This window comes from Cupriavidus sp. SK-4 (assembly GCF_000611125.1).
Lineage (GTDB): Bacteria > Pseudomonadota > Gammaproteobacteria > Burkholderiales > Burkholderiaceae > Cupriavidus > Cupriavidus necator.
Window position 1 is genome coordinate 21,166 of sequence record NZ_JFJW01000076.1, and the last position, 22,237, is coordinate 43,402.

Consider the following 22,237-nt stretch of genomic DNA (forward strand, 5'->3'; position numbering starts at 1 on the left):
CGGCGAATAATAAACGTACGAAAGCAGAATTGGAAATTCGCATTGCGATATTTCAAACTGCTGGCATCGCATCTTGCCCTATGGAGCGCTTCATGTCAGGCACCCAGTTGCCGTTTTCCCTCCCGATTTCACTCTGGCTGCCGCTTGGTACGGCCGTGCTGGCCGGCGCAGCGATCCCGTTCCAGGCCGGTGCCAATGCCACCCTCGGGCGCACGCTCGGGCATCCGCTGTCGGCCACGCTGGTGTCGCTGCTGGTCAGCCTGGCGGCGCTGCTGCCCGTGCTGTGGCTGATGCGCGTGCCACTGCCGGCGCCAGCGGCACTGGCGCGCGCGCCGGGCTGGCTCTGGATCGGAGGGGTGCTGGGGGTGTTCTATATTTCGGCCGCGCTGATGATGGCGCCGAAGCTGGGCGCCGCGGGTTTTATCGCCGCGGTGGTGGCGGGCCAGATGCTGGCGGCGCTGCTGGTGGACCAGTTCGGGCTGGCCGGCTTTGCGGTGCGCGCGCTCACGCCGGCGCGGCTGGCGGGCGCGGCGCTGATCGTGGCGGGGATGCTGGTGATGCAGTGGGGCAGCGCCGCAGGGCCCGGGCCGGCGCCTCAGCCAGCGGCGGAATCAGGTTCCTGAGCCGCTTGCCGGCGCGCTGCCAGGCAGGCCGGACACAGGCAGTGCTGGCCCGGCACGATGCGCCGCGCCGGCAGCAGCGGCTGGCTGGCGCACCAGCACTCGGGCAGCCCCGCCACGTAGCCGCAGACAAAGCCCGCGCCGCAGTGGCTGCAATGTTCGACCGGGCGCAGCTGGCCGGTCAGCACGGCCGAGGGGTCGCTCATGGCTGGCTTCCCGGCGCTGGCGGGAAGTCGGGGATCCGGGCTGGCAAGAGGCGGCTGGCGGCGGGCATGATGGTCAAGGTGGGGAACGCTGTGCCGCGGCGCAAGCCAAACGGCTGAGGTGGCGGCACGTTGTTGCGTGGACGGAACGCGTTGGTGCCCCGTGGGGCGCTTGCACGCCGCTTGCAGGCAATTCGCGGGACCACGTTCGGCCGGTTGACTCGCGCCCCGCGCGGTTTCTTGTAAAATCGGCGCCTGCCATGGCCGGATGGCGCACTTTCGGGCGATCCCCGTTGGTTATCCCTGGCTACGTGGCCGATTAGCCATCATACCTGTTGATTCTCACGGATGTCCCCCATGAACGCCGACAACCCCGGGCCTGCCGCAACCACGGTGGCCGCCATTGCTCCCGCGCTGAAAGCCGAGATCCTCGCCGAGGCCCTGCCGTATATCCGCAAGTTCCACGGCAAGACCATCGTGGTCAAGTACGGCGGCAATGCCATGACCGAAGAGAAGCTCAAGCACGGCTTCGCGCGCGACGTGATCCTGCTCAAGCTGGTCGGCATGAACCCGGTGGTGGTGCACGGCGGCGGCCCGCAGATCGATGAGGCACTGAAGAAGGTCGGCAAGGTCGGCACCTTCGTGCAGGGCATGCGCGTCACCGACGAAGAGACCATGGAAGTGGTCGAGTGGGTGCTGGGCGGTGAAGTCCAGCAGGACATCGTGATGCTGATCAACCAGTACGGCGGCCAGGCCGTGGGCCTGACCGGCAAGGACGGCGGCCTGATCCGCGCCAAGCGCCTGCAGATGCCGGACCGCGAGAACCCGGGCGCCTTCATCGATATCGGCTATGTGGGCGACATCGAGGCGATCAACCCCGCGGTGGTCAAGGCGCTGCAGGACGACGCCTTTATCCCGGTGATCTCGCCGATCGGCTTCTCCGACGACGGCCAGGCCTACAACATCAACGCCGACGTGGTTGCCGGCAAGATGGCCGAGATCCTGAAGGCCGAGAAGCTGGTGATGATGACCAACATCCCGGGCGTGATGGACAAGAAGGGCAACCTGCTGACCGACCTGTCCGCACGCGAGATCGAAGAGCTGTTCGCCGACGGCACCATCTCGGGCGGCATGCTGCCGAAGATCTCGTCGGCGCTGGACGCGGCCAAGAGCGGCGTGCATTCGGTGCACATCATCGACGGCCGCATTGAGCATTCGCTGCTGCTGGAAATCCTGACCGAGCAGGCCTTCGGCACCATGATCCGCTCGCACTGAGCGGAGCCTCGGGGCGGTGCCGGCAGCGGCCGGCCGCCCCGGACATCCCATCACCCTCCGAGTTGCCCGGCGTGCCTTCCAGTCTTCCTTCTCCGCGCCGTGTCCGCGCTCGCCTCTGCCGCCGCCCCGCGGGCAATACCTCGGGCGATACGGTCTGGCTGTTCGATCTCGACAACACCCTGCACGACGCCTCGCATGCGATCTTCCCGGCCATCAACCGGCTGATGACCGCCTACGTGGCGCGCGTGCTCGGCTGCGACGAGGCCACCGCCAGCCGCGTGCGCGTGGATTACTGGCAGCGCTACGGCGCCACGCTGCTCGGCATGATCCGGCACCACGGCGTGGACCCGGCTGACTTCCTGCGCGCCGCGCATGAATTCCCGGAGTTGGCCGACATGGTGCGGGTGCGGCGCGGGCTGGCCGCGCACCTGCGGCGCCTGCCGGGGCGCAAGATCCTGGTCACCAATGCGCCGCAGGACTACGCGCGGGCGGTGCTGGAGATAGCGGGCATACGGCATTGCTTCGAGCGCGTGGTGGCAATCGAGCAGATGTGGGTGCATGGCCACCTGCGGCCCAAGCCGGACCGCCGCATGCTGTGCCGGCTGCTGGTGCAGACCCGCATCGCGCCACATCGCGCGGTGCTGGTGGAAGACACCATGTCGCACCTCAAGCGCTATGCCGGCACCGGCATCCGCACCGCGTGGGTGACGGGCTACCTGCGCACGATCGCGCCATCGCGCCCGCATGAGGTGCCCGCCGTGCGCGACGACGGCAGCCGGCGCGATGCCGCGGTACGCTCGACGCTGGAGGCAGAGGACCGGCGCCATGTCGGCCACGCCGCGCAGGAGCAGTCGGTTACGCTGGTGGCCGCGGAGACCCAGGCACCGCAGGCGCAGCCCGACAACGTGCGGCGCGTGCGCGCCCGCGTGCCGAACCGGCCGGCCTATGTGGACATAAAAGTACAATCGATGCATCAACTCCAACGACGAATGCGGAGAATCGGGTCATGACGCAAAGCAACGGGCGCGAGCCAGAGGCGGTCATTTCAGGCAGTGCGCAGGATGCGCAGGACGGAGCCCAGCCGCCGGCCACGCCGGTGCGCAAGCGCCCGCGCCCGGGCGAGCGCCGCGTGCAGATCCTGCAGACGCTGGCCACCATGCTGGAGCACCCGCGCGGGGAGAAGATCACAACGGCCGCGCTGGCTGCGCGCCTGAGCGTGTCCGAGGCGGCGCTGTACCGCCATTTCGCCAGCAAGGCGCAGATGTACGAGGGCCTGATCGGCTTTATCGAGCAGACCGTGTTCGGCCTGATCAACCAGATCACCGACAAGGAGGAGCACGGCCTGCGCCAGGCCCATGCCATCGTGCGCATGCTGCTGTCGTTTGCCGAGAAGAACCCGGGCATGACGCGCGTGCTGACCGGCGAGGCGCTGGTGGGCGAGCACGAACGCCTGCAGGAGCGCATCAACCAGGTGGTGGACCGCATCGAGGCCTCGCTGCGCCAGTGCCTGAAGATGGCGGTGACACAGGCCGCGTTCCCGGCGGACGCCGACATCCCGGCGCGCGCGGCGCTGATCATGGCGGCGGTGCAGGGGCAGTGGCACCGCTATGCCAAGAGCGGCTTCCGCAAGTCGCCGTCGGACCATGCCGAGGCGCACCTGCGGGTCTTGCTAGGGTGAAATCAACACGCCGGGCCGATTGCTCTATAATTGCCCGGTCGCGCCGATTTGATGACTGGCTTGCGGGCGCGCGGCAGCCAAGGGACCAAGTTCCGGGTTGCCACTACAAATGCGGCTAAAGAGGTTGGGTCGGCGCCCCATGCCACCACGGTAGTGGATGGCGCCGGCACGCGGAATCCCGCAAGGAATCCAGTGAATCCCGACTTGGCTGCGACGCTTCATACGCAAATGCCGGTCGGGTTTTTTTTATGCCCGTTCGCCACGGGCCGGATTCCATGACTGATGTCGCCCTGCCGACCGCCGCGCCTGCCGCGTTCGACCTGCCGCCCGATTCGGTCGGCGTGGTTGCGCCGCAGCGCATGCACTTTGCTGAGCCGCTGAAGCTGCGCAACGGCTCGTCCATTGCCGGCTACGACCTGATGGTCGAGACCTATGGCACGCTCAATGCGGCCCGCTCCAACGCGGTGCTGGTGTGCCACGCGCTCAATGCCTCGCACCATGTGGCCGGCGTCTATGCGGAAGACCCGCGCGACGTGGGCTGGTGGGACAACATGGTCGGGCCCGGCAAGCCGCTCGATACCAATCGCTTTTTCGTCATCGGCGTCAACAACCTGGGCTCGTGCTTCGGCTCGACCGGACCGATGAGCCTCAACCCGGCCACCGGCGCGCCCTACGGCGCGGCGTTCCCGGTGGTCACGGTGGAAGACTGGGTCAATGCACAGGCGCTCGTGGCCGACGCGTTCGGCATCACGCAGTTCGCCGCGGTGATGGGCGGCAGCCTGGGCGGCATGCAGGCGGTGGCCTGGAGCCTGATGTACCCGGAGCGCCTGCGCCACTGCATCGTGGTTGCGTCCACGCCCAAGCTGTCGGCGCAGAACATCGCCTTCAACGAGGTCGCGCGCAGCGCCATCCTGTCCGATCCCGATTTCCACGGCGGCAACTACTACGCGCATGGCGTCAAGCCCAAGCGCGGCCTGCGCGTGGCGCGCATGATCGGCCATATCACCTACCTGTCGGACGAGGACATGGCCGAGAAGTTCGGCCGCGAGCTGAAGACCGACGACATCCGCTTCTCGTTCGATGTCGAATTCCAGGTAGAGAGCTACCTGCGCTACCAGGGCGACAAGTTCGCCGAATACTTCGACGCCAACACCTACCTGCTGATCACGCGCGCGCTCGACTACTTCGACCCGGCGCTGGCCTTCGGCGGCGACCTGACGCGCGCGATGGCGCAGACCCAGGCCAGCTTCCTGGTGGCGAGCTTCGGCACCGACTGGCGCTTTGCGCCCAGCCGCAGCCGCGAGCTGGTCAAGGCGCTGCTGGACAACAAGCGCCCGGTCTCGTACGCCGAGATCGACGCGCCGCACGGCCACGACGCCTTCCTGCTCGACGACCCGCGCTATCACGACCTGATGCGCGCCTACTACGACCGCATCGCAGAGGAGATCGGCGCATGAACGCCCTGGCCAATCCCAATATCCTGGCGCTGCGCCCCGATTTCCGCGCGATCGCGCGCTGGATCGAACCCCATTCCACCGTGCTCGACCTGGGCTGCGGCGACGGCAGCCTGCTGCGCGTGCTACAGGACGAGCTCGACGTGCAGGCCTACGGCATCGAGATCCGCGATGAAGGCGTGCTGGCGTGCGCGCAGAAGGGCGTTCATGTCATCCAGCAGAACCTGGAAGGCGGCCTGGCGCTGTTCGAGGACAAGAGCTTCGACACGGTGATCCTGTCGCAGACGCTGCAGACCATCCACAACACCGCGCAGGTGCTGCGCGACACGCTGCGGGTGGGGCGCGAGTGCATCGTGTCGTTCCCGAACTTCGGCTACTGGCCGCACCGGCTGTCGGTGTTCCGCGGCCGCATGCCGGTGTCGGAATCGCTGCCCTACCAGTGGTACAACACGCCCAACGTGCGCGTGCTGACCATCAGCGACTTCGAGGCGCTGGCGCCCAAGGTCGGCCTGCGCGTGATCGACCGCGTGGTGATGCACGAGGGCGTGACCGTCAACTGGGGCGGCAACTGGCGCGGCAGCCTGGCGGTGTACCGGGTCTGCGCGGCCTGAGCCAGGCGCGTCAGCCGGGCAGCGCGCCCGCCTCGTACTGCGCGGCAAACTCTCCCGACGGCGGGATCGGCTTGATGATGTCGATCAGCACGCCGTTCGGGTCGGCGGTAATGAAATGCCGCTGCCCGAAGGCCTCGTCGCGCAGCGGCAGCAGGATCGGCAGCCCGGCCGCCTGCAGGCGGTCATGGACCGCATCCGGGTCTTCCACCTCGAAGTTCAGCAGCAATCCCTTTGCGCACTGGCCGCGGGCCGGGGCGGGGATGGTCTCGTGGCTGCCGTCCAGCACCGCGAGGTTGACCGACGCATCGCCGGCCAGTTGCAGGTGCACGTACCAGTCGCTGGTGAACAGCGCCACAAAGCCGAAATGGCGCTGGTAGAACGCGGCAGTGCCGGCAACCTCGCCGGTCATGATGACGGGGTAATAGCTGCTGACTTTCATGGATGCTCCTCTGTCGTTCAGATACATGCAGTCTGTATGTAAATCCATATTAAGATACAGGCTGCATGTATGCAAGGAGGCTATGCGTGGCCCGATCCAACCGCGAACGTACCGAGGCAACCCGGCAGGCGCTGCTCGATGCCGCGCGCGCGCTGTTTGTCAGCCGCGGCTATGGGGACACCTCCACCCCTGACGTCTGCGCCGCCGCCGGCATCACGCGCGGCGCGCTGTACCACCATTTCGCCGACAAGCGCGACCTGTTCCGGCACGTGCTGGCGGAGGAGGCTGCTGCCGTGGCGGACGATATTGAAGCCGCGGCGCCCGCAGGACTGGATGCCGCGGACGCCCTGATCGCCGGGGCGCAGGCCTACCTGGAGGCCATGACAGTGCCGGGCCGCACGCGCCTGCTGCTGGTGGAAGGGCCGGCGGTGCTGGGACTGCGCGAAACGCTCGCGCTGGACGACGCCAACGCCGCCCGCACGCTGCGTGAGGGGCTGGAGGCCGCTGGCCTGGATCCGCAGGGCGACGTGGCGCCGCTGCTGTCGGCGGCGTTCGACCGCGCCGCGCTGGAGATCGAGGCCGGGGCCGATGCCGTGCGCGTGCGCGGCGCGATGCTGTGGCTGCTGCGCCGGGTCCTGGGCCAGTCGGCGCGGTGATCAGCGCGGCGCGTCGCCGGCGGTGCCGGCCAGGTGATCGACAAAGGCGCGCACCTTGGGCGGTACATGCCGGGTGGGCGTGTAGACCGCGTAGGCCGTGCCGATGTAGGGCTCGAGGATGTCCCAGTCGGCCAGCACGGTGACGACCCGGCCCTGGTCCAGCGCATCGCCCAACGAGAAGTCCGGCACCAGCCCGATGCCGGTATCGCGCTCCACCATGCTCATGATCGCCAGGCTGTTGTTCAGCGTCAGGCGCGGCGGGATGCGCACCTCCACTTTCTCGCCGCCGGCCTGGTGGCGCATGGTCCAGCGCTCACCGAAGTTGCCGTAGCCCAGGTACAGGCAGCGCGCGGCGGGAAGGTCGGCGGGCGTGGCCGGCGTGCCGTGGCGGGCCAGGTAGCCGGGCGAGGCCACCAGCCGGTAGCGCACCTCGCGCAGCGGGCGCGCGGCCAGCCCGGGCGCCAGTTCGCGCGCGATGCGTACGGCCACGTCCATCCCTTCTTCGACCAGGTCGACCATGCGGTCGGCCAGCGTCAGCTGCAGGTCCAGCCCCGGGTATTTGGCCAGCAGCGCCGGCAGCCGCGGCGCCAGCCAGGCCTGCCCGAACGAGACCGGCGCGCTCACGCGCAGCACGCCATGCGGCGAGCCGCCGTGCTCGCCGGCGAGCGCGGTGACCTCGCGCGCGGCGGCGGTCATGCGGGCGCAGGCGGCGTAGACCGACTGGCCCAGCTCGGTCAGCGCAAAGGCGCGCGTGGTCCGCTGCAGCAGGCTGGCACCGAGCGTGGCTTCCAGCCGGGAGACGTGCCGGCTGACCGCCGATGGGGTCATGCCCAGGTCGAGTGCGGCAGCCGAGAAGCTGCCGCATTCGACCACGCGTGCAAACACGGCCATCGCATTAAGTGGCATATCCGGCATTGCACGTCCTCATTCTTTGACTTCAGATCAAATACTAATTGAGTAATGACGGGATTGTTGAGCAGATTGCATGGTGGAACAATGCGCCATTGTCTGACCGGAGTCTGTCATGCCTACCCAACAACCCTTGCCAGGCGGCGCCTGGCGCATGGTCGCGGCCATGCTGCTGTCTGGCACCATCGGCTGGTTCGTGGTCACCAGCGGCCAACCGCCGCTCGATGTGGTCTTCTTCCGCTGCCTGTTCGGCGGCGCGGCGCTGCTGGGCGTGCTGACGCTGCAGCGCGGCTGGGTGCGGATGAGCCGCGCGCAGCTTGGCTGGCTGGCGCTGGGCGGCGTCACGCTGGTGCTCAACTGGCTGGCGCTGTTCTCGGCGTATGCGTACAGCGGCATCGCCATTGCCACGGTGGTCTACCACACCCAGCCGTTCTTCCTGCTGCTGCTGACCTCGGTGATCCAGCGCGAGCCGTTCCCGTTCGCGCGGCTGCCATGGCTGGTGCTGGCCTTTGCCGGGGTGATGCTGATCACCGGGCTGGAGCATGGCGCCACTGACACAGCGATGCTGGCCGGCATCGGCCTGGGCCTGCTGGCCGCACTGCTGTATGCGGTGACGACCCTGGCCACGCGCCGGCTGCAGGCCATCCCGCCAGGCCAGATTGCCGGGTTGCAGATGGTGCTGGGAGTGTTGATGCTGGCACCGCTGGCGCATCCTGCTGCGGGCAGCTACGGCACCGGCACCTGGGCCGCGCTGCTGGCGCTGGGGCTGGTGCATACGGGCGTGATGTACACGCTACTGTATGGCGCCTTCCAGCGCCTTACCGTGGTGTCGATCGCAACGCTGTCCTTCATCTATCCGCTGGTCGCGATCGTCATCGACGTGATGGTGTTCGGCGTGGTGCTGGGGCCGCTGCAGGTCGCCGGCATGGCGCTGGTGCTGCTGGGCGTGGTCGCCAACCAGCTGGGCTGGAGCCTGCCGCTGCGGCGGCGGGTGCAAGGCTGATGCGGGCGCGATGGTTCCAGCGGCTGGAGGACTGCCGTCTTGACCCGAACGCTGACTACGGTTAGTGTAGGCAGCGGATCGAACGATCGTGCTATTCCCTGCGAGTCACCAACCCATACCAGCCATGCCCACTGCGCCCCAGACCCAGGCGGCCACCGCCGCCAGCCCGCTCCATCCCTTTGACGACGCGCTGGCGCTGGAGCCGGCCGGCGAGCACTGCTTCCTGGGCCGCACCACGCCCGAGTACTGGAACATGATCGGTCCGTTCGGCGGCATCACCGCCGCCACGCTGCTGCAGGCGGCGCTGGACCATCCGCAGCGCCTGGGCGACCCGGTCTCGCTGACGGTCAACTTTGCCGGGCCGATCGCCGAGGGCCCGTTCGAGATCGAGGCGCGCCCGGTGCGCACCAACCGCTCGACCCAGCACTGGACGCTGGAGCTGCGCCAGGGCGATGCCGTGGCCACCACTGCCACCGCCATGTTTGCGGTGCGCCGCGAGACCTGGGCCTGCGGCGAGGCATTGATGCCGGAGGTGCCAGCGGCCCACACCCTCCCGGCCATGAGCGGGTTTGCGCCGGTGCGCTGGCTCAAGTCCTACGAGATGCGTCCGGTGCGCGGCGCCAAGCCGGCCACCGAGGCCGGCACCGAGCACCCGGACAGCCTGACGCAGTTCTGGCTGCGCGACGCGCCGGCGCGCACGCCGGACTTTGCCGCGGTGGCGGCCTGGGCCGACAGCTTCTACCCGCGCATCTTCCTCAAGCGCGCGGGCTTCGTGCCGGCCGGCACGGTGTCGATGACCACTTATTTCCATGCCGATGCGGCCACGCTGGCGGCGCTGGGCGACAGCCACGTGCTGGCCAGCGCGCAGGCGCAGGTGTTCAGGCAGGGCTTCTTCGACCAGCGCGCGCAGCTATGGAGCGCCGGCGGCGAGCTGATCACCAGCTCGCACCAGATCGTCTACTACAAGGAGTGAGGCAGGCGCGGGCTCAGGCGATCGCTTCGCGCGCCTGGGCCTCATAGCGATGCACGGTGTGGCGCATGGCCCAGAGCAGCATCACGCCGGGCAGCGCCACCACCACCGTGCCCAGGTAGAACGGCGCCCAGCCCCAGGCCTCGACCATATAGCCCGAGGAGGGCCCCACATAGACTCGGCCCACCGACGCCAGCGCCGACAGCAGCGCGTACTGCGTGGCCGAGAACGAGCGGTTGCACAGCGTCATCAGCAGCGCCACGAAGGCCGCCGTGCCCATGCCCCCGCACAGGTTCTCGATCGCAATGGCCGTCCCCATGGTCCACAGGTGCGGCGGCGTCACCGCCAGGATCCAGTAGCCCAGGTTCGATACCGCCTGCAGCACGCCGAACAGCATCAGCGAGCGGTACAGGCCCAGGCGCACCATCAGGGTGCCGCCGAACAGCGCGCCGATGATGGTGGCGGCCAGCCCCAGGGTCTTGTTGACGATGCCCACCTCGCCCGCCGAGAAGCCCACGCCGCGGATCAGGAAGGTGGTCGACAGGCTGCCGGCAAAGGCGTCGCCGAGCTTGTACAGCACGATCAGCAGCAGCAGCCACCACGCGCCCTGGCGGCCAAAGAAGTCGCGCAGCGGCCCTACCACCGCCTCTTCCAGCGAGCGCGGCGCGCGCGCGGGCACGTCCGGTTCCGGCGCCCACAGCAGCGTGACGATGCCCACGCCCATCAGTGCCGCCATCAGCAGGTAGGTCTGCTGCCAGCCCAGCACGCGGTCGGCCAGCCACAACGCCAGGCCGCCCGAGACCAGCATCGCCAGCCGGTAGCCCAGCACCTTCACCGCGGCGCCGGCGCCGCGCTCGGGCGGGCGCAGCACGTCGGTGCTGTAGGCGTCGAAGACGATGTCCTGCGACGCCGACAGGAAGGCCACCAGCGTGGCCAGCGCCGCCAGCGTCCACAGCGCCTCGCGCGGCGGGCAGAAGGCCATGCCGGCGATGCCCAGCACCAGCCCCAGCTGCGTCACCAGCAGCCAGCCACGCCGGCGCCCCAGCAGCGGCGGCGTGTAGCGGTCCATCAGCGGCGCCCACAGGAACTTGAAGATATAGGCCTGGCCCACCAGCGAGAAGAAGCCGATGGTCTTGATATCCAGCCCCTCGACCGTCATCCATGCCTGCAGGGTGCCGGAGGTCAGCGCCAGCGGCAGCCCGGAGGCGAAGCCCAGCGCCAGCATGGCGCCGATGCGGCGGTTGCGGAAGATATCGAGATAGGTCTGGAAGGTCATGAACGGGCCGGCGTGAAGCGCCGCGCGGCTGCGCGGGCGCCGTGTATTATTGCATCACCTGTTTGCCTGCCCGCCACATGCGGCACGGCATGGTTGCCGCGGATCACCGATCCGCCTGCCTGGTCTTCCACTGCGTCCGAGGAACCGCAAATGCTCCGCCGCCTGCAAGGTGTTCAGCGTCCTACCCGTGACCGGCTGGTCCGCGCGCTGGCGCTGGCCGCGGTGGCGGCGCCCATGGCCTGGTGCCTGCCCGCCCAGGCGCAGGACAGCGAGGCTGGCGGCATCCGGCTGGACCGCAGCGGCTCGGCCGTGCGCAAGATCGTGCCGGTCGAGGCCATCGAGCAGCAGGCCGCGCAGGAATACGAGCAGCTCAAGCAGGAAGCCATCGCCAAGCATGCACTGGCCGCCGCCGACAACCCGCAGCTGGTACGCCTGCGCACCATCGGCAAGCGGCTGCTGCCGCAGACCGCACGCTGGAACGAGCGCGCACGGCAGTGGCAGTGGGAGATCAACCTGATCGGCTCCAAACAGGTCAATGCGTTCTGCATGCCGGGCGGCAAGATCGCGTTCTATACCGGCTTGCTCGACCAGCTCAAGCTGACCGACGACGAGATCGCCATGGCGATGGGCCACGAGATCGCCCACGCGCTGCAGGAGCATGCGCGCGAGCGCGCCGCCAAGTCCGAGATCACCAACCTCGGCGCCAACGTGATCTCGCAGCTGTTCGGCTTCGGCAACCTTGGCAATATGGCGCTGGGCACCGGCGCCCACCTGCTGACGCTGCGCTTCTCGCGCGCGGATGAGTCCGAGGCGGACCTGGTCGGCATGGATATCGCCGCGCGCGCCGGCTACGACCCGCGCGCCGCGGTGTCGCTGTGGCAGAAGATGGGCAAGGTGAGCCAGTCCGGCACAGAGTTCCTGTCCACGCATCCGTCCGGGCGCAGCCGCATCGCCGACCTGGAGAAGCACCTGCCGGAGGTGCTGCCGCTCTACGCGCGCGCGAGCAATACCACGGTGGACAAGCTGCCCCCATACCGCGCCAATATGGCGGGCCTGGGCGGCGCGCCGGTGGACAGCGGCGACGACGACCGGCAGAAGCCGCTGCAACGCTGAGCGGTCCGCTGACGCAAATGAAAAAAGCCGGCAATGCCGGCTTTTTCCTCATTCAGGCTTGCTGCCGCGTCAGGCGCGCAGCCCCGTGGCCTCGTCGGCGCCCACATGCACGTTCATGCATTGCACCGCCGCGCCGGCCGCACCCTTGCCCAGGTTGTCCAGGCGGGCCACCAGGTTCAGGCGCTCGGCATTGCCGAACACGAACAGGTCGACACGGTTGGTGTCGTTGTTGGCCTGCACGTCGAAGAAGCCGCCGTCGAGGTTGTCGGCGCTGTTGTACGGCATCACGCGCACGAACTGCTCGCCTTCATAGTGCTTGCGGTAGATCTCGACGATCTGCTCGGCGCTGACCTTGCGCGCCAGCCGGTCCGTGAACACCGGCACGGTCACCGCCAGGCCCTTCAGGAAGTTGCCGACGATCGGGTTGAAGACCGGCGCCTGCGCCAGGCCGGCCTGTACGCGCATCTCGGGCAGGTGCTTGTGTTCCAGGCCCAGCGCGTACGGGCGCGGGCTGTCCAGCTTCGGGTTACCGCCGGCTTCGAACTCGGCAATCATCGACTTGCCGCCGCCGCTGTAGCCGGTCAGCGAGAACGCCGAAACCGGATAGTCGGCCGGCAGCACACCGGCATCCACCAGCGGACGCACTGCCAGCACGAAGGCGCTGGCGTGGCAGCCCGGCACCGCAATGCGCTTGCTGTCGCGGATCTTCTCGCGCTGGCCGCGCGCCAGCTCGGGCAGGCCGTAGGCCCAGCTGTCGGTGGTGCGGAACGCCGTGCTGGCGTCGATCACGCAGGTGTTCGGGTTGGTCACCAGCGATACCGCCTCGCGCGAGGCCGCATCGGGCAGGCACAGGAAGGCGACGTCGGCGGCGTTCAGGAATCGTGCTCGTTCGGCCGGGTCCTTGCGCTTGTCATCGGCAATGCGCAGCAGTTCCACGTCGGAACGGCCGGAGAGATAGTCAAGCAGCCGGAGACCGGTGGTGCCTTCCTGACCATCGACGAACACTTTGAAAACCATGGCTGACTCACTCAATGAGGTGCGGGAAATGCGAAACGTCCCCTGCCGCATGCGATAGGGAACCTGCATTGTAGCGGGGATGGGGGCTGGTCGCAGGGGTTTGTACCGATGGGATTATTGCGATCTGGCACAGTTCCTGGCTTGCAGGATATAACCAAGTAGGTTAATTTGCATGGAAAAGGGGACGGCGCATTACCTGCTCTGGCGGGTCAGGGAGTTGATTGGAGCAAAGCGGGTGCGCGTCACCCGGTGCGCGCGTGAGGGCGCATCGGCACTCGGCTTTGACATGGCCGGGCTGGCACAGGTGGTCGCGGGCCTGAGCAGTGCCGATTTCTACAAGAGCATGACGGCCTATGCCAATCACACCGTCTGGCAGGACGTCTACCGCCCGGTGACACCATACGGCGGGGTGTACCTGAAGCTGACCGTGACTGAAGACCTGCTGGTCGTGTCGTTCAAGGACGATGAAGGAGCTGAGCAAAATGAAATGCCCCGTGTGCGGCGCGGCTGAACTGGTGGCCGACGTGCGCGATGTCCCCTACACCTATCGTGGCGAAACCACGGTCCTGGAAGCCGTGCGCGGCGAGTTCTGCCCGGAATGCGGCGAATCCGTGACCGACTGGCAGGAGAGCGACCGGGTGATGAAGCTGATGAACGCGTTCAACCGCCAGGTCAACGCCGCATTTGTCGAGCCTGCCTACATCACCGGCGTGCGCAAGAAACTCCGCCTCGACCAGCGTGAGGCCGCCGAGATCTTCGGCGGCGGTGTCAACGCGTTCTCGCGCTACGAGACCGGCCGGACCAAGCCGCCGCTGGCGCTGGTCAAGCTGCTCAGGCTGCTTGACCGCCACCCGGAACTGCTCGAAGAGATCCGGGCGGCGTAAGCGCCATGCTCAGAGCGGGAAGTCGTAGTCGATCGACAGCGGCGCGTGGTCGCTGAACTTCTCGTCCTTGTAGATCGAGCAAAGATGCGCGGTGTCGGCGATCCTGGGCGTGGCCAGGTGGTAGTCGATGCGCCAGCCGACGTTCTTGGCGTAGGCCTGGCCGCGGTTGCTCCACCAGGTGTACTGGTCGGGGCGCGGGTCCAGCTTGCGGAACACGTCGACATAGCCGTGGCTGTCGAACAGTTCGCCGATCCAGGCGCGCTCTTCCGGCAGGAAACCTGAGTTCTTCAGGTTGCCCTTCCAGTTCTTGATGTCGATTTCCTTGTGCGCAATGTTGACGTCACCGCACAGCACGATCTCGCGCCCGCTTGCATTCAGTTGCAGCAGGTGCGGCAGGAAGGCCTCCATGAAGCGGAACTTGGCCTGCTGGCGCTCCTCGCCGCTGGAGCCGGACGGCACGTACACCGAGATCACCGCCAGGTGCGGGTACTGCACTTCCACATAGCGGCCTTCGTTGTCGAACTCGGGAATGCCGAAGCCGGTGACCACGCGCTCGGGCTGATGGCGCGTGTAAAGGCCCACGCCGCTGTAGCCCTTCTTCTCGGCATAGTGGAAATAGCCGTGGTAGCCATGTGGCGCAAGGAACGCTTCCGTCATGTCGGCGGCCTGCGCCTTCAGTTCCTGCACACAGACCATGTCTGCGTCCTGCTTGCCCATCCAGTCGAAAAAGCCCTTCTTCGACGCGGAGCGGATGCCGTTGAGGTTGGCGCTGATAATCCGTAACATTCGGGGAAATTTTGAATTCAGAGAGAAATGATGACGCAGCAGAAACCGCCCGCGGGTGCCGATCTCAGCCAGACCTTTATCCGCTTTGCGCTCGATGCGGGCGTGCTGTCGTTTGGCGAGTTCGTCACCAAGGCCGGCCGCAAGTCGCCTTACTTCTTCAACGCCGGCCTGTTCAACCAGGGCGCGATGCTGGGCGAGGTGGCGCAATTCTATGCCAAAACGCTGCTGGCCTCGGGCGTGCAGTTCGACGTGCTGTTCGGGCCGGCCTACAAGGGCATCACGCTGGCGTCGGCCACCGCGGTGGCGCTGGCTGGCATGGGACGTGACGTCGGCTTCGCCTACAACCGCAAGGAAGCCAAGGACCACGGCGAAGGCGGCACGCTGGTCGGGGCCAAGCTGCAGGGCAAGGTGGTCATTGTCGACGACGTGATCTCCGCCGGCACCTCGGTGCGCGAATCGGTGAACATGATCCGCGCCGCCGGCGCCGAGCCGGCCGCGGTGCTGATCGCACTGGACCGCATGGAAAAGAGCGGTACCGCCGAGCAGGTCGGCACCCATTCCGCGGTGCAGGACGTGCAGCGCGAATTCGGCATCCCGGTGATCGCGATCGCCAGCCTGAAGGACCTGCTGGCGTACCTGGATGCGTCGCAGGACCCGGCGCTGGGGGCTTCGCGCGAGGCCGTGGCGGCCTATCGTCAGCGCTACGGCGTCTGAAACCGTTGATGAACATGGGCGCCGGACACCGGCGCCCAATCCGCAGACAGCGGGCGGACGGCTGACTTTCAGACTGGGAGGGAGCGCGGCGTGGCGGCAAAAGAGCGGCAGGAACGGGCAGGGCGGCAGGCGGCAACGCCATCCACAACGGCGGAATCGGCCGGCAATGGCGACTCGCTGGCCGAGCGCGGCGCGCAGGTGCGGCCGCGCAAGCCGGTGCGCCAAGCTGCCAAGGCCCCGGACCGGCCGGCGCACGAGGCCTATGCCGTGCGCGCGCTGGTGCTGCAGGGCGGCGGCGCGCTCGGGGCCTACCAGGCCGGCGTGTACCAGGGTCTTGCCGAGGGCGGCATCTACCCGAACTGGGTTGCCGGCATCTCCATCGGTGCGCTCAACGCCGCCATCATCGCCGGCAATCCGCCCCAGCGCCGCGTGGAACAACTGCGCGCCTTCTGGGAGTACATCTGCGCGCAGCCGTGGCTGCCCAGCCTGTCGCATACCTGGTTCGCCGACCATGCCGAAGGCTGGCCCGAGCCGATGCGGATCTGGTTCGATGGCCTGCATGCGGCGCGTGCCATGCTGGAAGGCCAGCGTGGCTTCTTCCAGCCGCGCAGCTGGCCGGAACTGATGTCGCGCTACTCGGACCCGAGCCATGCCAGCTTCTACGACACCACGCCGCTGAAGGCGACGCTGGAGCGTTTTGCCGACTTCGACCTGATCAACCACCGCCCCGACCTGATGCGCGTCTCGGTGGGGGCGGTCAATGTGCGCACCGGCAATTTCGCCTACTTCGACAATACCCGCGACAAGCTCTGCCCCGAGCATTTCATGGCCTCGGGCGCGCTGCCGCCGGGGTTTCCGGCGGTGGAGATCGATGGCGAGTACTACTGGGATGGCGGGCTGGTATCGAACACGCCGCTGGCCGAGGTGCTGACGGCGCAGCCGCGGCGCGACGCGCTGATCTTCCAGGTCGACCTGTGGAGCGCGCGCGGCAAGCTGCCGCACGATCTGGTCGACGTGGCCGAGCGCGAGAAGGAGATCCGCTATTCCAGCCGCACGCGCGCCATTACCGACTACATGCGCGAGCAGCAGAACATGCGCCGCATGCTCAATGAAGTGATGGCGCTGGTGCCCGCGTCAAAGCGCGACAACGCATGGTACCGGCGCGCCGCGGAACAGGCTTGCGATGCCCGGCGCAACGTGATCCAGCTGATCTACCGCGACAAGTCGTTCGAGAACATGGCCAAGGACTACCAGTTCGGCTCGCTGACCATGCACGAACACTGGACCAGCGGCCTGGACGATATCCGCCAGACCCTGCGCCACCCGCAATGGCTGGCGATGCCCAGCCGCGAGCACCCCTTCGTCACGCACGACGTGCACCGCGGCAACGGTGGCTGAGGCGGCCGGGCGGCTCAGTCGACCTTGATCCCGGCCAGTTCCGGCCGGGCCGGCGGATAGGCCGGCTTGAGGTCCTCGAAGACCTTGGTCAGGATCTCCGCCACCATCAGGTTGCGGTGTGTCTTGGAGTCGGCCGGCACCACGTACCACGGGCATTCGGGCGTGCTGGTCGCCATGATGGCAGCCTCGTAGGCGTCCATGTAGGCCTTCCAGTGCTTGCGCTCGGCGAGGTCGTTGGTGTCGAACTTCCAGTGCTTCTCCGGGTCCGCCAGGCGCGCTTCGAGCCGTGCCTTCTGCTCGTCGCGGGATATATGCAGGAAGCACTTGACGATGGTGGTGCCGGTCTCGGTCAGCATCGACTCGAAGTCCCGGATCTGGCGGAAGCGCCGCTCGCACTCGGCGGCGTCGATCCAGTTGTGCACGCGCGTGATCAGCACGTCTTCATAGTGGCTGCGGTTGAAGACCACGATCTCGCCCGTCTTCGGTACCTGCAGGTGGATGCGCCACAGGTAGTCGCGCGCCAGTTCCTCCGGCGACGGGGACTTGAAGCCCACCACGCGGATGCCCAGCGGATCGAAGCTGCGGAACACGCCGCGCACGGTGCCGTCCTTGCCGCTGGTATCCATGCCCTGCAGCACCACCAGCAGCTTGCGCCGGTGCTCGGCGTAGAAGATGTCCTGCTGCGCGTCGAGGGCGTTGCTCAGCTCGATGATGCGGGCCAGGTCTTCTTCTTTTTTGCCGCACGACAGCGGCTTGCTGCCCGGGTCGAAGTCGGCAAGGCGAAAACGCTTGCCCGAGGTGATGCGGAAATCGTCCAGCGGCATGGGCGCTCCATCGGTCTGACCAGCAAGATCAAGGGAATGGACGCCCCGGCCGGGGCTCCGCGGCAAGGAATGCGGAGCGTGTGGAATGGGGCGCACAGCCCCTATGGTCAGGCCGGCAGGGCTGCCAGGTCAATGCTGCCTTCAAACACGGTGGTGGCCGGGCCGGTCATGCGCACCGGTTCCGCACCGCCGTCCCAGGCAATGGTCAGTTCGCCGCCATGGGTATGCACCCGTACCGGCGAGTCCAGCAGGCCGCGCCGGATGCCGGCCACCACGGCCGCGCAGGCGCCGGTGCCGCAGGCCAGGGTTTCGCCGGCACCACGTTCGTAGACACGCAGCCGGATGGTGTTGCGGTCCTGTACCTGCATGAAGCCGGCATTGACGCGGTTGGGGAAGGCGGAATGGTGCTCGACCACCGGGCCGTCCTGCAGCACCGGGAAGTTCTCCACGTCGTCCACCACCTGCACCGCGTGCGGATTGCCCATCGATACCGCCGAGATCCATCCGGTGCGGCCGTTGACCTCCAGGCCGTACAGCGTGTCCGCGCCTTCCGCGCGGGTGGGCAGGCCTTCCGCACGGAACGGCACGCGCGCCGGTTCCAGCTCGGGCGCACCCATGTCCACCGTGACCTGGCCGTCGTCCTGCAGCGTCAGGGTAATGACGCCGTTCATCACCTCGACGCGCACCGAGCGCTTGTCGGTCATGCCCTTGTCGGTGACAAAACGCACAAAGCAGCGCGCGCCGTTGCCGCAGTGCTCCACCTCGCTGCCATCCGCATTGACGATGCGGTAGCGGAAGTCGACATCGGGGCGGGACGGCTTTTCAACGATCAGGATCTGGTCCGCGCCCACGCCGAAATGCCGGCTGGCCAGCGCACGCCATTGCGCCGGGGTCAGGTCGATCTGCTGGTGGATGCCGTCGAGCACGACAAAGTCGTTGCCCGCGCCGTGCATCTTGGTGAACTGGAGTTTCATGGTGGGGATTGTAGCTGCGCGGCGCCGGATGTGCCGGCGCGCTCAGTAGATCTCGGGCTCGCCCGGCAGGCGGTGCTTGAAGCGCTTGTGCACCCAGTAGTACTCCGGCACGCGCGGGCGGATGCAGTCCTCGAAGAAGGCATTCATGCGGCGCGTGTCGTCGGTGACGCTTGCGCCGGGGTAGTCTTCCCAGGGCGGCAGGATGCGCAGCACATAGCCCTGGTAGTCGGGCAGCATCTCGGTGTAGATCGGCACCACCTTGGCCCCGGTCAGGCGTGCCAGCCGCGACACCGAGGTCAGTGTCAGCGCCTGCACGCCGAAGAACGGCACGAACTCCGAGTCGCGCTCGCCGAAATCCATGTCGGCGATCAGCTGCAGCGCCTCGCCTTTCTTCAGGCAGCGCAGGATGTCGCGCGCGCTGTCGTTGCGCGCGATCATGTTGGCGCCGAAGCGCCCGCGCGCGTGCTTCAGGAAGTGGTCGAACAGGTCGTTCTTCTGCCTGGTATAGAGCGATGCGCCGGAGCGGCCGAGATGCTCGCGCAGGTGGATGGTGAGCCGGATCGCGCCGGCTTCCACGCCCGACAGGTGCAGCGTCACCAGGATATGCGGGGTGCCATCCAGCGCCACCAGGCCGGCCTGGTCGTCGATCTGCACCCAGCGGCGCATCTGCGCTTCACTGCCGGTCCAGAAGATGCCGCGCTCGGCAAAGCTGCGGAACAGGATGCGGAAGCTCTCGCGAGACAGTTCGTCGATCTCGGTCTCGGTCTTGTCAGGGAAGCACAGGCGCAGGTTTGCCCGCACCACGCGGCGGCGTTCGCTGGGGACCAGGTAGAGCAGGCTGCCCAGCCCTTCGCCGAAGCGGGCAACAAACGGATACGGCAGCTTGCCCAGCACCGTCAGCAGTCCGATGCCGAGCCAGGTGAACACGCGGCTCATGAAAGGGAAGGATCAGTGGTCGTCTTGGTCGCGGTGCTGGCGGTATAGTCAGGCGGCAGCTCGGCGCCGGCCGGATGCTTGTAGCGGTGGTAGCCCCACAGGTACTGCGTGGGCGCCATCGCCACCAGTTGTTCGATATGGCGGTTGATCACGCCGGCGGCCTCGGCGGCATCCTCGGGCAGCATGCCGCCGCCGTCGATCACCCGGTAGTGGCCGCGATAGCCCGCGCCGCGCGGCAGCCGCTCGGCAAACACCACCACCACCGGCGCCTGCGTCAGTTGCTGCAGCCGGCGCACCAGCGCCATGGTGTAGGCCGGCTTGCCAAAGAACGGCGCCCAGTTGCCTTCACCGCCGGTCGGGACCTGGTCCGGCAGGATGCCCACCGCCTGGCCGCGCTTGAGCGCCTTGACCAGCATGCGCACGCCGCGTGGCGTGGCCGGCGCCATATGCACATTGGGGCGCGTACGCATTTTCTCGATCCAGTCGCGCAGCCACGGCTGGTGCGGCGGCTTGAACAGGGCGGTGATCGGGCGCAGCAAGGCATGGGACTGGGGCAGCACTTCAAAGCAGCCCAGGTGCGGCGTCAGGATGATGAGCCCCTTACCGCGCGCTTGCAGCGCCCCCAAGGCCGGCCACATGTCGTCGTCGAAGCCATGCAGCTTCGCGCCGATCTTGCTGCGGCTCCAGAAGTAAGGCATCTCGATGATCATGCGCCCGGCCGAGCGGCCGGCTTCGTCGATCATCGCGTCGGTCGCATCCGGAAACGCAAGGCGGAAGTTTTCCCTAACGCGCTGGCTATAGCGGCCGGGCAGTCTCGCCGCGATTAGCCCAAGCACGCCCCCCATGGCTTGAAGCAGGCGGAGCGGAAAACGGGAGATAAGCCAGAAAAGAAAGGTCATCAGGCGCGAAAAGCGAGCCTGTCGCGCGTCCGTGCCGGAAAACGGGCGGGCCAACAGGCGTTTTTTTCGATGGCGGTATTCAGATCCGCGCGCAGCGTGCCGACATCCGGCAAGGCGCACGGCCAGCGCGCGCCAAGGCGGCGCTGGTGTTGCGCCGGCGCCCCTGGCGCGCTGCAACGAGTCCGGCAGGCGCGTATAATAGCGTGTATCGCCGAGTTAACTGACAACTTGCGGGGCGATGCGGCTCTGACCGGGCTGCCTGAAATACCGCTAAAGCGTCGCCGCCATGAACCGAACGTGCTGGCACGCAATAGCCAACCTGGAGAATAAGTTCGTGGCAAACGACTTCCTTTTTACTTCGGAATCCGTCTCCGAAGGCCATCCCGATAAGGTCGCCGACCAGATTTCCGACGCCGTCCTGGACGCCATCCTGGCGCAGGACAAGTATGCGCGTGTGGCGGCCGAGACGCTTTGCAACACCGGTCTGGTGGTGCTGGCGGGGGAAATCACCACGACCGCCAACGTCGACTATATCCAGATCGCGCGCGACACCATCAAGCGCATCGGCTACGACAATACCGAGTACGGGATCGACTACAAGGGCTGCGCGGTGCTGGTCGCCTATGACAAGCAATCGCCCGACATCGCCCAGGGCGTGGACCGAGCTTCCGACGACTACCTGAACCAGGGTGCCGGCGACCAGGGCCTGATGTTCGGCTACGCCTGCGACGAGACCCCGGAACTGATGCCGTTCCCGATCTACTACGCCCACCGCCTGGTCGAGCGCCAGTCGCTGCTGCGCCGCGACGGCCGCCTGCCCTGGCTGCGCCCGGACGCCAAGTCGCAGGTCACGGTGCGTTATGTCGACGGCAAGCCGCACAGCGTGGATACAGTGGTGCTGTCGACCCAGCATTCGCCGGACATCACCCAGGCCCAGATCCGCGAAGCGGTGATCGAAGAGATCATCAAGCCGGTGCTGCCGGCCGAGATGCTGAAGGAAACCAAGTACCTGGTGAATCCGACCGGGCGCTTCGTCATCGGCGGCCCGCAGGGCGACTGCGGCCTGACCGGGCGCAAGATCATCGTCGATACCTACGGCGGCGCTTCGCCCCACGGCGGCGGCGCGTTCTCGGGCAAGGACCCGTCCAAGGTCGACCGCTCGGCCGCCTACGCCGCGCGCTACGTGGCCAAGAACGTGGTGGCCTCGGGCCTGGCGCGCCAGTGCCAGGTGCAGGTCAGCTACGCCATCGGCGTGGCCCGCCCGATCAACGTGACGGTCTACACCGAAGGCACCGGCAAGATCCCCGACGCCAAGATTGCCGAACTGGTGCAGGAGCATTTCGACCTGCGTCCGAAGGGCATCGTGCAGATGCTGGACCTGCTGCGTCCGATCTATGAGAAGACTGCCGCCTACGGCCACTTCGGCCGCGAAGAGCCGGAATTCTCGTGGGAAGCGACCGACAAGGCGGCTGCCCTGCGCGCCGCGGCCGGCCTGTAAGCGCCACCCGCGCCAGCAGCACTGACGGCAAGCCCCGCCGGCCCGCAAGGGCCCGCGGGGTTTTTTTACGCGGGCTTGATCCTGGTCCAGTCGCCGCGTG

25 protein-coding genes are annotated in these 22,237 nt (G+C 67.5%); 15 read left to right on the forward strand and 10 right to left on the reverse strand.

Annotated features, from left to right (window positions below):
• Positions 1–92: 92 nt before the first annotated feature.
• The gene (locus CF68_RS16225) at positions 93–623 is read left to right on the forward strand and encodes a DMT family transporter (RefSeq protein ID WP_035820651.1); all 531 of its coding nucleotides are present in this window, start codon (positions 93–95) and stop codon (positions 621–623) included.
• Here the strand turns inward: CF68_RS16225 and CF68_RS16230 are convergent.
• Positions 596–826: a cysteine-rich CWC family protein gene (locus tag CF68_RS16230; RefSeq protein ID WP_035820523.1), complete on the reverse strand. Its 231-nt coding sequence runs from the start codon at positions 824–826 to the stop codon at positions 596–598. The genes CF68_RS16225 and CF68_RS16230 overlap by 28 nt on opposite strands.
• Before the next feature lie 354 nt (positions 827–1,180).
• On the opposite strand from CF68_RS16230, the gene argB reads away from it, so the two are divergent.
• From argB to metW, 5 genes are all read left to right on the forward strand, one after another.
• The gene (gene argB / locus CF68_RS16235; protein ID WP_010813296.1) at positions 1,181–2,098 is read left to right on the forward strand and encodes an acetylglutamate kinase; all 918 of its coding nucleotides are present in this window, start codon (positions 1,181–1,183) and stop codon (positions 2,096–2,098) included.
• Between the two features lie 71 nt (positions 2,099–2,169).
• A complete protein-coding gene (locus CF68_RS16240) occupies positions 2,170–3,108 on the forward strand; it encodes a pyrimidine 5'-nucleotidase (RefSeq protein ID WP_035820653.1) in 939 nt (312 codons plus the stop codon).
• Complete coding sequence (gene slmA / locus CF68_RS16245; RefSeq protein WP_035820526.1) at positions 3,105–3,776, forward strand: nucleoid occlusion factor SlmA; 672 nt, start codon at positions 3,105–3,107, stop codon at positions 3,774–3,776. Before CF68_RS16240 ends, slmA begins: the two co-directional genes overlap by 4 nt.
• A 275-nt stretch (positions 3,777–4,051) precedes the next feature.
• Positions 4,052–5,233: a homoserine O-acetyltransferase gene (locus CF68_RS16250; RefSeq protein WP_035820529.1), complete on the forward strand. Its 1,182-nt coding sequence runs from the start codon at positions 4,052–4,054 to the stop codon at positions 5,231–5,233.
• On the forward strand, positions 5,230–5,841 hold the full coding sequence (gene metW / locus CF68_RS16255; RefSeq protein ID WP_010813300.1) for a methionine biosynthesis protein MetW: 612 nt from the start codon (positions 5,230–5,232) through the stop codon (positions 5,839–5,841). Before CF68_RS16250 ends, metW begins: the two co-directional genes overlap by 4 nt.
• 10 nt (positions 5,842–5,851) lie before the next feature.
• Here the strand turns inward: metW and CF68_RS16260 are convergent, their stop codons facing one another.
• A complete protein-coding gene (locus tag CF68_RS16260; RefSeq protein WP_035820532.1) occupies positions 5,852–6,280 on the reverse strand; it encodes a VOC family protein in 429 nt (142 codons plus the stop codon).
• A 65-nt stretch (positions 6,281–6,345) separates the two neighbouring features.
• Here CF68_RS16260 and CF68_RS16265 point away from each other — a divergent pair, with 65 nt between their 5' ends.
• Positions 6,346–6,936 carry a TetR/AcrR family transcriptional regulator gene (locus tag CF68_RS16265; RefSeq protein ID WP_035820534.1) on the forward strand — a complete coding sequence of 197 codons (591 nt, stop codon included), beginning with the start codon at positions 6,346–6,348 and terminating at the stop codon, positions 6,934–6,936.
• On the opposite strand, the gene CF68_RS16270 is transcribed toward CF68_RS16265, so the two are convergent.
• A complete protein-coding gene (locus CF68_RS16270; RefSeq protein WP_035820538.1) occupies positions 6,937–7,851 on the reverse strand; it encodes a LysR family transcriptional regulator in 915 nt (304 codons plus the stop codon). It abuts the gene before it with no gap.
• A gap of 109 nt (positions 7,852–7,960) precedes the next feature.
• On the opposite strand from CF68_RS16270, the gene CF68_RS16275 reads away from it, so the two are divergent.
• Together CF68_RS16275 and CF68_RS16280 are read left to right on the forward strand one after the other, a co-directional pair.
• Complete coding sequence (locus tag CF68_RS16275; protein ID WP_035820540.1) at positions 7,961–8,848, forward strand: DMT family transporter; 888 nt, start codon at positions 7,961–7,963, stop codon at positions 8,846–8,848.
• 124 nt (positions 8,849–8,972) lie between these two features.
• A complete protein-coding gene (locus CF68_RS16280; protein WP_035820543.1) occupies positions 8,973–9,821 on the forward strand; it encodes an acyl-CoA thioesterase II in 849 nt (282 codons plus the stop codon).
• Between the two features lie 13 nt (positions 9,822–9,834).
• Here CF68_RS16280 and CF68_RS16285 read toward each other — a convergent pair whose 3' ends face one another.
• A complete protein-coding gene (locus tag CF68_RS16285) occupies positions 9,835–11,094 on the reverse strand; it encodes a muropeptide transporter (protein ID WP_035820546.1) in 1,260 nt (419 codons plus the stop codon).
• Between the two features lie 150 nt (positions 11,095–11,244).
• Here CF68_RS16285 and CF68_RS16290 point away from each other — a divergent pair, with 150 nt between their 5' ends.
• Entirely contained in the window at positions 11,245–12,207 is a 963-nt protein-coding gene (locus CF68_RS16290; RefSeq protein ID WP_035820549.1) for a M48 family metallopeptidase, read from the forward strand.
• Positions 12,208–12,276: 69 nt separating this feature from the next.
• On the opposite strand, the gene argC is transcribed toward CF68_RS16290, so the two are convergent.
• On the reverse strand, positions 12,277–13,224 hold the full coding sequence (gene argC / locus CF68_RS16295) for an N-acetyl-gamma-glutamyl-phosphate reductase (RefSeq protein WP_035820552.1): 948 nt from the start codon (positions 13,222–13,224) through the stop codon (positions 12,277–12,279).
• 172 nt (positions 13,225–13,396) lie between these two features.
• On the opposite strand from argC, the gene CF68_RS16300 reads away from it, so the two are divergent.
• On the forward strand, positions 13,397–13,735 hold the full coding sequence (locus CF68_RS16300) for a type II toxin-antitoxin system MqsR family toxin (RefSeq protein WP_051591551.1): 339 nt from the start codon (positions 13,397–13,399) through the stop codon (positions 13,733–13,735).
• Positions 13,707–14,108, forward strand: coding sequence for a type II toxin-antitoxin system MqsA family antitoxin (locus CF68_RS16305; RefSeq protein WP_035820555.1), 402 nt, complete (start codon positions 13,707–13,709; stop codon positions 14,106–14,108). The genes CF68_RS16300 and CF68_RS16305 overlap by 29 nt, the downstream gene beginning before the upstream one ends.
• Before the next feature lie 9 nt (positions 14,109–14,117).
• Here the strand turns inward: CF68_RS16305 and CF68_RS16310 are convergent, their stop codons facing one another.
• Positions 14,118–14,894, reverse strand: a complete 777-nt coding sequence (locus CF68_RS16310; RefSeq protein WP_035820557.1) for an exodeoxyribonuclease III — start codon at positions 14,892–14,894, stop codon at positions 14,118–14,120.
• Between the two features lie 27 nt (positions 14,895–14,921).
• Here CF68_RS16310 and pyrE point away from each other — a divergent pair, with 27 nt between their 5' ends.
• Together pyrE and CF68_RS16320 are read left to right on the forward strand one after the other, a co-directional pair.
• Positions 14,922–15,608 (forward strand): orotate phosphoribosyltransferase, encoded by a 687-nt coding sequence (gene pyrE / locus CF68_RS16315; protein WP_152548499.1) that lies wholly within the window; start codon positions 14,922–14,924, stop codon positions 15,606–15,608.
• Between the two features lie 90 nt (positions 15,609–15,698).
• Positions 15,699–17,006, forward strand: coding sequence for a patatin-like phospholipase family protein (locus tag CF68_RS16320; protein ID WP_035820559.1), 1,308 nt, complete (start codon positions 15,699–15,701; stop codon positions 17,004–17,006).
• A gap of 14 nt (positions 17,007–17,020) precedes the next feature.
• On the opposite strand, the gene CF68_RS16325 is transcribed toward CF68_RS16320, so the two are convergent.
• The 4 genes from CF68_RS16325 to CF68_RS16340 all read right to left on the reverse strand — a co-directional run bounded on the left by CF68_RS16325 (position 17,021) and on the right by CF68_RS16340 (position 20,639).
• Entirely contained in the window at positions 17,021–17,830 is an 810-nt protein-coding gene (locus tag CF68_RS16325; RefSeq protein WP_035820560.1) for a polyphosphate kinase 2 family protein, read from the reverse strand.
• A gap of 107 nt (positions 17,831–17,937) precedes the next feature.
• Entirely contained in the window at positions 17,938–18,804 is an 867-nt protein-coding gene (gene dapF / locus CF68_RS16330; protein ID WP_035820562.1) for a diaminopimelate epimerase, read from the reverse strand.
• Between the two features lie 42 nt (positions 18,805–18,846).
• On the reverse strand, positions 18,847–19,740 hold the full coding sequence (locus CF68_RS16335; protein WP_035820564.1) for a lipid A biosynthesis lauroyl acyltransferase: 894 nt from the start codon (positions 19,738–19,740) through the stop codon (positions 18,847–18,849).
• Positions 19,737–20,639: a lysophospholipid acyltransferase family protein gene (locus tag CF68_RS16340; protein WP_035820566.1), complete on the reverse strand. Its 903-nt coding sequence runs from the start codon at positions 20,637–20,639 to the stop codon at positions 19,737–19,739. The genes CF68_RS16335 and CF68_RS16340 overlap by 4 nt, the downstream gene beginning before the upstream one ends.
• Before the next feature lie 334 nt (positions 20,640–20,973).
• Between CF68_RS16340 and metK the strand changes: the two genes are divergently transcribed.
• Positions 20,974–22,137: a methionine adenosyltransferase gene (gene metK, locus CF68_RS16345; protein ID WP_029047350.1), complete on the forward strand. Its 1,164-nt coding sequence runs from the start codon at positions 20,974–20,976 to the stop codon at positions 22,135–22,137.
• Positions 22,138–22,237 lie beyond the last annotated feature (100 nt).

Coding starts and splice junctions, on each gene's coding strand:
- metW (WP_010813300.1), top strand. CDS start 5,230: ATGAACGCCCTGGCCAATCCCAATATCCTGGCGCTGCGCCCCGATTTC.
- CF68_RS16285 (WP_035820546.1), bottom strand. CDS start 11,094: ATGACCTTCCAGACCTATCTCGATATCTTCCGCAACCGCCGCATCGGC.
- CF68_RS16290 (WP_035820549.1), top strand. CDS start 11,245: ATGCTCCGCCGCCTGCAAGGTGTTCAGCGTCCTACCCGTGACCGGCTG.
- CF68_RS16340 (WP_035820566.1), bottom strand. CDS start 20,639: ATGACCTTTCTTTTCTGGCTTATCTCCCGTTTTCCGCTCCGCCTGCTT.
- CF68_RS16265 (WP_035820534.1), top strand. CDS start 6,346: ATGTATGCAAGGAGGCTATGCGTGGCCCGATCCAACCGCGAACGTACC.
- CF68_RS16250 (WP_035820529.1), top strand. CDS start 4,052: ATGACTGATGTCGCCCTGCCGACCGCCGCGCCTGCCGCGTTCGACCTG.
- pyrE (WP_152548499.1), top strand. CDS start 14,922: ATGATGACGCAGCAGAAACCGCCCGCGGGTGCCGATCTCAGCCAGACC.
- CF68_RS16305 (WP_035820555.1), top strand. CDS start 13,707: ATGAAATGCCCCGTGTGCGGCGCGGCTGAACTGGTGGCCGACGTGCGC.
- slmA (WP_035820526.1), top strand. CDS start 3,105: ATGACGCAAAGCAACGGGCGCGAGCCAGAGGCGGTCATTTCAGGCAGT.
- CF68_RS16335 (WP_035820564.1), bottom strand. CDS start 19,740: ATGAGCCGCGTGTTCACCTGGCTCGGCATCGGACTGCTGACGGTGCTG.
- CF68_RS16275 (WP_035820540.1), top strand. CDS start 7,961: ATGCCTACCCAACAACCCTTGCCAGGCGGCGCCTGGCGCATGGTCGCG.
- CF68_RS16230 (WP_035820523.1), bottom strand. CDS start 826: ATGAGCGACCCCTCGGCCGTGCTGACCGGCCAGCTGCGCCCGGTCGAA.
- CF68_RS16225 (WP_035820651.1), top strand. CDS start 93: ATGTCAGGCACCCAGTTGCCGTTTTCCCTCCCGATTTCACTCTGGCTG.
- CF68_RS16310 (WP_035820557.1), bottom strand. CDS start 14,894: ATGTTACGGATTATCAGCGCCAACCTCAACGGCATCCGCTCCGCGTCG.
- CF68_RS16270 (WP_035820538.1), bottom strand. CDS start 7,851: ATGCCGGATATGCCACTTAATGCGATGGCCGTGTTTGCACGCGTGGTC.
- dapF (WP_035820562.1), bottom strand. CDS start 18,804: ATGAAACTCCAGTTCACCAAGATGCACGGCGCGGGCAACGACTTTGTC.
- argC (WP_035820552.1), bottom strand. CDS start 13,224: ATGGTTTTCAAAGTGTTCGTCGATGGTCAGGAAGGCACCACCGGTCTC.
- CF68_RS16300 (WP_051591551.1), top strand. CDS start 13,397: ATGGAAAAGGGGACGGCGCATTACCTGCTCTGGCGGGTCAGGGAGTTG.
- argB (WP_010813296.1), top strand. CDS start 1,181: ATGAACGCCGACAACCCCGGGCCTGCCGCAACCACGGTGGCCGCCATT.
- CF68_RS16260 (WP_035820532.1), bottom strand. CDS start 6,280: ATGAAAGTCAGCAGCTATTACCCCGTCATCATGACCGGCGAGGTTGCC.
- CF68_RS16325 (WP_035820560.1), bottom strand. CDS start 17,830: ATGCCGCTGGACGATTTCCGCATCACCTCGGGCAAGCGTTTTCGCCTT.
- CF68_RS16280 (WP_035820543.1), top strand. CDS start 8,973: ATGCCCACTGCGCCCCAGACCCAGGCGGCCACCGCCGCCAGCCCGCTC.